The sequence below is a fragment of the Subdoligranulum sp. APC924/74 genome (genome assembly GCF_003324125.1).
Taxonomy (GTDB): Bacteria; Bacillota; Clostridia; order Oscillospirales; family Ruminococcaceae; genus Gemmiger; species Gemmiger qucibialis.
This window is the reverse complement of sequence record NZ_PSQF01000112.1, coordinates 1-7560: the sequence shown is the minus strand read 5'-3', so window position 1 is coordinate 7560 and position 7560 is coordinate 1. Positions and strand designations below refer to the sequence as shown.

8 protein-coding genes are annotated in these 7560 nt (G+C 52.4%); 1 reads left to right on the top strand and 7 read right to left on the bottom strand.

All coding sequences use genetic code 11. The features are described from left to right. Window positions 1-93 precede the first annotated feature (93 nt). The 5 genes from C4885_RS14555 to C4885_RS14535 all read right to left on the bottom strand — a co-directional run bounded on the left by C4885_RS14555 (window position 94) and on the right by C4885_RS14535 (window position 5099). On the bottom strand, window positions 94-813 hold the full coding sequence (locus tag C4885_RS14555; RefSeq protein WP_114001025.1) for an ABC transporter ATP-binding protein: 720 nt from the start codon (window positions 811-813) through the stop codon (window positions 94-96). Continuing rightward, window positions 813-1577 (bottom strand): ABC transporter ATP-binding protein, encoded by a 765-nt coding sequence (locus tag C4885_RS14550; protein ID WP_114001024.1) that lies wholly within the window; start codon window positions 1575-1577, stop codon window positions 813-815. Before C4885_RS14550 ends, C4885_RS14555 begins: the two co-directional genes overlap by 1 nt. Beyond that, window positions 1578-2684 carry a branched-chain amino acid ABC transporter permease gene (locus C4885_RS14545; protein WP_114001023.1) on the bottom strand — a complete coding sequence of 369 codons (1107 nt, stop codon included), beginning with the start codon at window positions 2682-2684 and terminating at the stop codon, window positions 1578-1580. It lies immediately after the preceding gene. Between the two features lie 10 nt (window positions 2685-2694). After that, window positions 2695-3576 (bottom strand): branched-chain amino acid ABC transporter permease, encoded by an 882-nt coding sequence (locus C4885_RS14540; protein ID WP_114001022.1) that lies wholly within the window; start codon window positions 3574-3576, stop codon window positions 2695-2697. A 302-nt stretch (window positions 3577-3878) separates the two neighbouring features. Beyond that, window positions 3879-5099, bottom strand: coding sequence for an ABC transporter substrate-binding protein (locus tag C4885_RS14535; protein WP_114001021.1), 1221 nt, complete (start codon window positions 5097-5099; stop codon window positions 3879-3881). A gap of 314 nt (window positions 5100-5413) precedes the next feature. Between C4885_RS14535 and C4885_RS14530 the strand changes: the two genes are divergently transcribed. Beyond that, window positions 5414-5998 (top strand): xanthine phosphoribosyltransferase, encoded by a 585-nt coding sequence (locus C4885_RS14530; protein ID WP_114001020.1) that lies wholly within the window; start codon window positions 5414-5416, stop codon window positions 5996-5998. Between the two features lie 207 nt (window positions 5999-6205). Here C4885_RS14530 and C4885_RS14525 read toward each other — a convergent pair whose 3' ends face one another. Both C4885_RS14525 and C4885_RS14520 read right to left on the bottom strand, forming a co-directional pair. After that, window positions 6206-6367, bottom strand: coding sequence for a hypothetical protein (locus C4885_RS14525; RefSeq protein WP_371681683.1), 162 nt, complete (start codon window positions 6365-6367; stop codon window positions 6206-6208). Between the two features lie 283 nt (window positions 6368-6650). Then, window positions 6651-7184: a prolyl-tRNA synthetase associated domain-containing protein gene (locus C4885_RS14520; RefSeq protein WP_114001019.1), complete on the bottom strand. Its 534-nt coding sequence runs from the start codon at window positions 7182-7184 to the stop codon at window positions 6651-6653. Window positions 7185-7560 lie beyond the last annotated feature (376 nt).

The window sequence follows — 7560 nt, the reverse complement described above, 5'->3', positions numbered from 1 at the left end:
TTATCGAGCATTTTGGCAACGCAGATGCCGTGCCGCAGCCGCCGAAGCGGTGCTTAAGCCGTAAGGCGGGAATTGTGCGGTGTTGCCCTATGGTTATTCGCAGCCAAGGTAAGCCTTGCGCACCTCAATGTTATTGGCAAGCTCGGTGGCTTCGCCCTCCATCTTGATGGTGCCGGTTTCCAGCACATAGGCGCGGTTGGCAATATCCAGTGCCATCTTCGCGTTCTGTTCCACCAGCAGCACAGTAACGCCCTGGCGGTTAATGTCGCGGATGATCTTAAAAATTTCCTTGACCAGCAGCGGAGAAAGACCCATGGAGGGTTCATCCAGCAGCAGGATCTTGGGTTTACACATCAGGGCGCGGCCCACGGCCAGCATCTGCTGTTCGCCGCCGGAAAGAGTTCCGGCGGGCTGGTTGCGGCGCTCTTTCAGGCGGGGCAGCAGGTCAAACACCATGTCGTAATCGCTCTGGATGGCATCCTTACCATCGTGGCGGGTATAAGCACCCATGGAAAGGTTCTGCTGCACAGTCAGGCCACTGAATACACGGCGACCCTCCGGCACCTGGGCCAGACCAAGGCGGACGATTTTGTGGGCTTCCATCTTGCTGATCAGGTTACCGTCATAGGTGATCTCGCCGCTGGCCAGCTTGAGCAGGCCGGAGATGGCGTGCATGGTGGTGGTTTTGCCAGCACCGTTTGCACCGATCAGAGTAACGATTTCTCCTTCGTCCACATGGAACGAAACATCCTTGATGGCGTGGATGGAACCGTAATAAACATTGATATTTTTAACCGAAAGCAGCTCACCCATTAGTCGTCACCTCCCAGATAGGCCGCAATGACCTTGGGGTTATTGCGGATGGTTTTGCCGTCGCCGCAGGCAATCACACGGCCATAGTCCAGCACGGTGATCTCCTCGCAGATGCCCATAACGAAGTTCATATCATGCTCTATGAGCAGGATGGCAACGCCGAACTGGTCACGCACGCTGTGGATGGTGTTCATCAGTTCTTCGGTTTCGTTGGGGTTCATACCGGCTGCGGGCTCGTCCAACAGCAGCAGTTTCGGGTTGGTAGCCAGGGCGCGGGCAATTTCCAGCTTGCGCTGTTTGCCGTAGGGCAGTTGGCTGGCTTTATAGTTAGCCTCCGCATCCAGGTCAAAAATTTTCAGCAGCTTCATAGCACGGCGGTCCATCTCGTGCTCTTTCTCACGGAAAGACGGCAAGCGCAGGATACCGGTCCACATGCCGTAAACAACCTGGTTGTGCAGGCCGACCTTGACGTTATCCAGAACTGTCATATCATTAAACAGGCGGATGTTCTGGAACGTGCGGGCAATGCCCGCCTTGCTGATGGCTTCCGGGGTGGCACCGGTAATATCGTTGCCATCCAGCACAATGTTGCCCTCGGTGGGCTTATACACACCGGTCAGCATATTGAACACGGTGGTTTTGCCCGCGCCGTTGGGGCCGATCAGGCCATACAGATGGCCTTTTTCGATTTTAAGGTCCAGCTGCGAAACGGCTTGCAGGCCGCCGAACGCAATGCCAAGGTTACTGACTTCCAGCAGTGCCATTTATGCCGCCTCCTTTTTGCTTTTATCCTTTAGGAATTTGTTCAGCTTCAAAATCGGGAATTTCTCGGTGATTTTTTCAGCCACTTCTTTGCGCCATGCCACCAGCTTGGGGCTGCGGGTAAAGATCATCATGACAATCAGAACGATAGCATAGATCAGCATGCGGTAATCGTTCAGGCCGCGCAGCATTTCGGGCAGAACGGTCAGGATGGCCGCTGCAATCACGGAGCCGCGGATGCTGCCGATGCCGCCCAGAACCACGAAGACCAGAATGTTGATGGAGGTGTTGTAATCAAACTTTTTGGCAACCAAAGAAGAATAGTTCAAGCTGTACAGCACGCCTGCCATGCCGGCAAACACGGAGGACAGTACAAAAGCCATCAGCTTATAGCGGGTGATATTGATGCCGATGCTCTTGGCAGCAATCTCATTATCGCGGATAGCGGAGATAGCGCGGCCAGCGCGGGAGCGGATCAGGTTGAGCACAACCACCAGCGTGATAAGCACCAGAATAATGCCCATGGTAAAGGTGGAAGTCTTTTTGATGCCGGTAATGCCCATGGCGCCGTTGATCAGGATCTTGCCATCCTCGGCCATGTTCATCGAAGCGGCATCTTTAAGGGAGAAATGCAGGCCGCTGTCGTCCACGCCCAGGTAAACGGCGTTCATAATATTTTTGATGATCTCGCCAAATGCCAGGGTAACGATGGCCAGATAGTCGCCGGACAGGCGCAGAACGGGAACACCAACGATGACGCCGAAGATACCGGCCATAGCGCCGCCCACAACAAAGGCCAGGATCAGCGCCAGCCAGTGCGGGGCCACATCATACAGGCTGACCCAGACCAGCGTGCCGGAAAACGCGCCAACGCTCATAAAACCGGCATGACCGAGGCTCAGCTCACCCAAAAAGCCGACAACGAGGTTCAGCGAGACAGCCATGACCACATAAGCGCAGATGGGCACCAGCTGGCCGGAGAAAGAGTTGGTCAGCACACCGGCGGCTGCCAGCAGCTGAACGACAATGTAAAACCCAATGACGATGCTAAAGGTGATAAAATTACTTTTGGTGCTTTTTTTCACTTGGTTCCATTTTGTTAATGCCATGATCCTCACCTTACACTTTCACGTTGACCTTTTTGCCGAGCAGGCCGGTAGGCTTGACGATCAGCACAACGATCAGAACAACAAACACGATGGCATCGGACAGCTGGGTGGAGATGTAAGCCTTGCTGAGGTTTTCGATGATACCCAGCAGGATACCGCCCAGGAAAGCACCGGGGATAGAACCGATGCCGCCAAAAACCGCTGCCACGAACGCCTTGATGCCGGGCATTGCGCCGGTGGTGGGCATCAAAGTCGGGTAAGAGGAACACATCAGGGCGCCGGCAACTGCGGCCAGCGCAGAACCAATGGCGAAAGTCAGAGAAATCGTGGCATTGACGTTAATGCCCATCAGCTGGGCAGCACCGCGGTCCTCGGACACAGCCAGCATAGCGTGACCGGCAGAAGTGTGGTTGATGAACAGGGTGAGCACAACCATGATGAGGATGCAGGCCAGGATGGTGACCAGCGTTTCGGCTGAGATGATCAGCTGGCCATCAAACAATTTAATGGGCTGCAGGCTGACAACGGACTTGAAGTTCTTGGGGTTGGAAGTCCACAGCAGCTGGGCCACCTGCTGCAGCAGGTAGGAAACGCCGATGGCTGTGATCAGAACAGCCAGGGACGGGGCTTCGCGCAGGGGGCGGTAGGCCACACGCTCCATGGTAATGCCCAGAATGGTGCACACCACCATGGACAACAGCACCGACACAATGGGGTTAAGCCCGAACGAACCGAATGCGAAAAAGATCACATAGCTGCCAATCATGATGACATCGCCATGGGCAAAGTTCAGCATTTTGGCAATACCATAAACCATGGTATACCCCAATGCGATCAGCGCGTACACACTGCCCAAGCTGATGCCATTGATCAGATAGGATAGAAATTGCATTGTGCAGAACACCTCACTCTATTTTTTCCCTTGTTCTTCCACACCAAGGCGACGCACGCCACCTGATTATTGCACAGCGGAAAAACAAAATATGTATATAATATTAACACATCTGTCCGCACAGTACAATGCCTTAAAGCGCAAAAGGTACGTATTTTTGGCTAAAACAGGCACTTTCTGTCACTTTTTTCTCTGCGCGTAACAAAATGGGGGCTGCTGACATGGTAAATCAGCAGCCCCCATTGGCCAAAACTCAATTTTGCATGCTTTTCAGCACGCGGTTCCCTGCTTTTGTGCAGAGATTACATAGCGGCGTAAGCGCCATCCTTGATCACAACAGCCTTAGGATCCTTGGAAACAGCGCCGGAAGCATCCCAGGTCATGCCGGTACCAGTCAAGCCGTCAAAGGTCATGCTGGTGTAACCGGTCTTCAGCTGCTCGCAGATCTCGCTGGCATCCATATCGCCGGTGACGCCGGTTTCCAGAACTGCCTGGTACATGCTGTAGATAACGTCGTATGCGTCAGCAGCGAACTGGTTCGGGGTTTCGCCGTAAGCGGCAACGTAAGCGGAAACAAATGCCTGGGTCTTTTCATCCTGAGCGTCAGCAGCGAACGGAGTCAGCAGCATCAGGCCCTCAGCCAGAGAGGTATCAAAGCCCTCAACATCCAGGATGCCATCCATGCCATCGCAGCCGAAGAAGATGGGCTCATAGCCAGTCTTGTTGGCGGTGGTCAGGATCTGAGAAGCCTCGGTGTAGTAGATGGGCAGGAACACCAGCTCAGCGCCAGCTTCCTGGCACTTGGCAACCTGGGTGGACAGGTCGCTCTTGTTGTCGCTGGTGAAAGCTTCAGCAGTGACGATCTCAAGGCCCTTGCTCTCAGCTTCGGCCTTGAACTTGGCGTAAATGCCGGAAGAGTAAGCGTCAGAAGAGTCATAGATGACGCCGATCTTGGTAGCCAGAGCGTTCTCGGCAATGTAGTCAGCGGATGCAACACCCTGGTTGGGGTCGGTGAAGCAGATCTGGTAGACATTGTCGCCGGTTTCGATAACGGTCTGTGCAGAGGCAGAAGGGGTCATAACGAACATGTTATCGTTGACGCTCTCAGCAGCAACTGCCAGGGTCGGGGTAGTGGTAACGGGGCCAGCCAGAACCTGCATGCCCCAGTCTTTCAGGGAGTTGTAAGCGTTGACGCTCTTTTCAGCATCGTGCTCATCGTCCTCGAACTTCCAGTCAAAAACATCGCTGCCGTTTGCGGCGTTGATCTCTTTGACAGCCAGTTCTTCGGCGTTCTTAACAGCATTGCCGTAAGTTGCAGCAGCGCCGGTGATGGGGCCGATGCCGCCAACCTTGATGGGAGTGCCGGTGTAGGAGCCGGAAGCAGCGGACTCGCCGGAAGCGACGGTGCTGGAAGTCTCGGAAGAGACAGCGGAAGTAGCTTCGGAAGTAGCGGTGGAACCGCAGGCGGCCAGGCTGACAGCCATGGAAGCAGCCAGCATTGCACTGATGACCTTTTTGTTCATTGTTATTCCCTCCTAATGATTTACAGTCTCCGGCGGGCAAACGCCTGCCGGAACGGGTTGCACAGCCCATAACTGTAATTTAAACTAAAGTATACCGCTAAGTTGGCAAATCTTCAATACGGAATATCGGCATAAATTACAGATGGAATCCAAAGCCTTTGTGGCGGTTTTGCACAAAGTTTGGTTACAAAATATTATCAAACTACCATATTGACAAAGTTTGTAATAAAAAAATGAAAAACCTGGTTTTAAGGGTTGAAAAACGCGGCGGAATTAGGCATAATAGTTGGTAAACATGAAAGGGGTATCTTAAGATGAAGCTTTTGGAAGACCGCATTCTGCGCGATGGGCAGGTCCGCCCGGGCAATGTGCTGAAAGTTGACTGCTTTTTGAACCACCAGCTGGATGTTGACCTGCTGGATAAAATCGGCGAGGAGTTTTACCGCATTTTTAAGGATGACGGAGTAAACAAGATCCTGACTATTGAGGCATCCGGCATTGCGATTGCCTGCATGACGGCTCGCCACTTTGATGTGCCCGTGGTGTTTGCCAAAAAGGCCAAAAGCAAAAACATTGATGGCGATGTGTACACTTCCACGGTACATTCTTATACTTACGGCAAAGATTACAATATCACCCTGGCCCAGAAGTTCCTTGGCCCCAATGACCGTGTGCTGATTCTGGATGACTTTTTGGCAAACGGCAAGGCCATGCGCGGTCTGTTGGATGTCTGCCAGCAGGCCGGAGCCAGTGTGGCGGGTATCGGCATCTGCATTGAAAAAGGCTTCCAGCCGGGCGGCGACGAGCTGCGCCGCGAGGGTTACAAACTGGCCAGCCTGGCCATTGTGGACGAAATGGGCGATAACGGCAGCCTGAAGTTCCGCGAGACGGAGTATTAAGAGAGATTGCTTGGTTTCGTATAATTGGGACGATCCGATATTTATCATCTGCATTAACGATTAAAAAAGCGGCGTGATTGGGTTCACGCCGCTTTTTGTTTATGCTTTTATTGGGGAGGATGATAAATCGTTCGGGTTCTTCCTCGGCGCAATGAGGGCATCGCACCTTACAGACATCTTGCGGGGCACAGCGAACAATAACACGCTTTACATCGTATGGATATACAACCGCGAGGGCTCTTCCTCGCCATCGCCCTGCACCATGCAGTAAAACTGCCAGCCGTAACGCTCATAAAACGAGGTGTGGTCAGTAACAAGGTTAAAGTGCGCGCCGCATCCATGCCGTTGGCTGCTAACGTTACGCCGCATTCCGGCGCGGGGCAGCGTGCTGCATGTGGCATTTGGCCGTGTGTCCCCTGGTACCAACCGCGGTATTACGGTAAATTTTGCCTGCTGCAGGCATGGAAAAAGACAAAAAGAATGCCAGGGACACTTCACTTTTTGAATCACTCAAAAAAGCAAAGCTCCCCTGGCCGGTTGCACCACTATATGGTATAACTCTGGATTATAAAGTGGTTTATGTGTAAGAAATCGGCGAAGCCATTACATCATTTTGCCATAATCAAAATCATTCTGCTTTACCCCCACAGAATTACAGTTTAACCCGGACAAATTCATGGTGGATGGCGGGCAGAATGGTTTCCACCAGGTCTTTTGTGCGCAGGCGCAGGCTGGAAGTATTGATGCAGGGGTGGCAGCCCACATATTCACTGTTCAGCACATCTTCATCGATCAAAAGCTGCACATGGTTTTCGGTATCGTTCATTAGGCCCAGCACACTGACCGAGCCGGGAGTGATATCAAGGAACTTTTCCATATATTCCGGCTTGGCAAAGGACAGGCGCGCGGAGTGGATCTGGGCGGATAGATCCTTGGTGTGGAACACCTTGGTATCCGGGATCATCAGCAGGTAAAACGCGGTTTCCTGACGGTTACAAAGAAAAAGATTTTTGCAGATGACCGCCTGCAGCGTTTTGTCAATTTCCTGGCAGACTTCCATCGTCATGGCCGGGGCATGGTCAATGCGGTTATATTCGATCCCAAGACTATCCAGTAAATCATAGGTACGGGTTTCTTTGGCCAATCTGCCCGTAGTATCCATCGGGCGGCCTTTTTGCAGTTCCATCAAAGCATTCCCCTCTCTTCGATTTGTATGCTGTCTATTATATCGCAAATCGTGCCAGCCCGCCTGCAAAAATGTGGTTTCCGTTCAGGTTTTCGGATTCTGTTCGGTTCAAGTTTTCCGCAATCGCATAATAATCCGTACGCCGCTGTTATAAACAAAATCATTCATTCGATCATCATGCCTCACTTTCGATTTGCATTTTTATTTTTAAGGGATACTTTGCGTATACGTCCCTCATGCAGCATGAGAGCAAGAGGATTCCAGAATTTTTCTGTGCTAAACTGACATTTAATTCTTAAGGCAACACCGCACAATTCCCGCCTGACGGCTTAAGCACCGCTCCGGCGGCTGCGGCACGGCATCTGCGTTGCCAAAA

Bases quoted from the DNA above. Each gene is read 5' to 3' on its own strand.
- C4885_RS14550 (WP_114001024.1), bottom strand. From the start codon at position 1,577: ATGGCACTGCTGGAAGTCAGTAACCTTGGCATTGCGTTCGGCGGCCTG.
- C4885_RS14540 (WP_114001022.1), bottom strand. From the start codon at position 3,576: ATGCAATTTCTATCCTATCTGATCAATGGCATCAGCTTGGGCAGTGTG.
- C4885_RS14520 (WP_114001019.1), bottom strand. From the start codon at position 7,184: ATGGAACTGCAAAAAGGCCGCCCGATGGATACTACGGGCAGATTGGCC.
- C4885_RS14545 (WP_114001023.1), bottom strand. From the start codon at position 2,684: ATGGCATTAACAAAATGGAACCAAGTGAAAAAAAGCACCAAAAGTAAT.
- C4885_RS14525 (WP_371681683.1), bottom strand. From the start codon at position 6,367: ATGCGGCGTAACGTTAGCAGCCAACGGCATGGATGCGGCGCGCACTTT.
- C4885_RS14535 (WP_114001021.1), bottom strand. From the start codon at position 5,099: ATGAACAAAAAGGTCATCAGTGCAATGCTGGCTGCTTCCATGGCTGTC.
- C4885_RS14530 (WP_114001020.1), top strand. From the start codon at position 5,414: ATGAAGCTTTTGGAAGACCGCATTCTGCGCGATGGGCAGGTCCGCCCG.
- C4885_RS14555 (WP_114001025.1), bottom strand. From the start codon at position 813: ATGGGTGAGCTGCTTTCGGTTAAAAATATCAATGTTTATTACGGTTCC.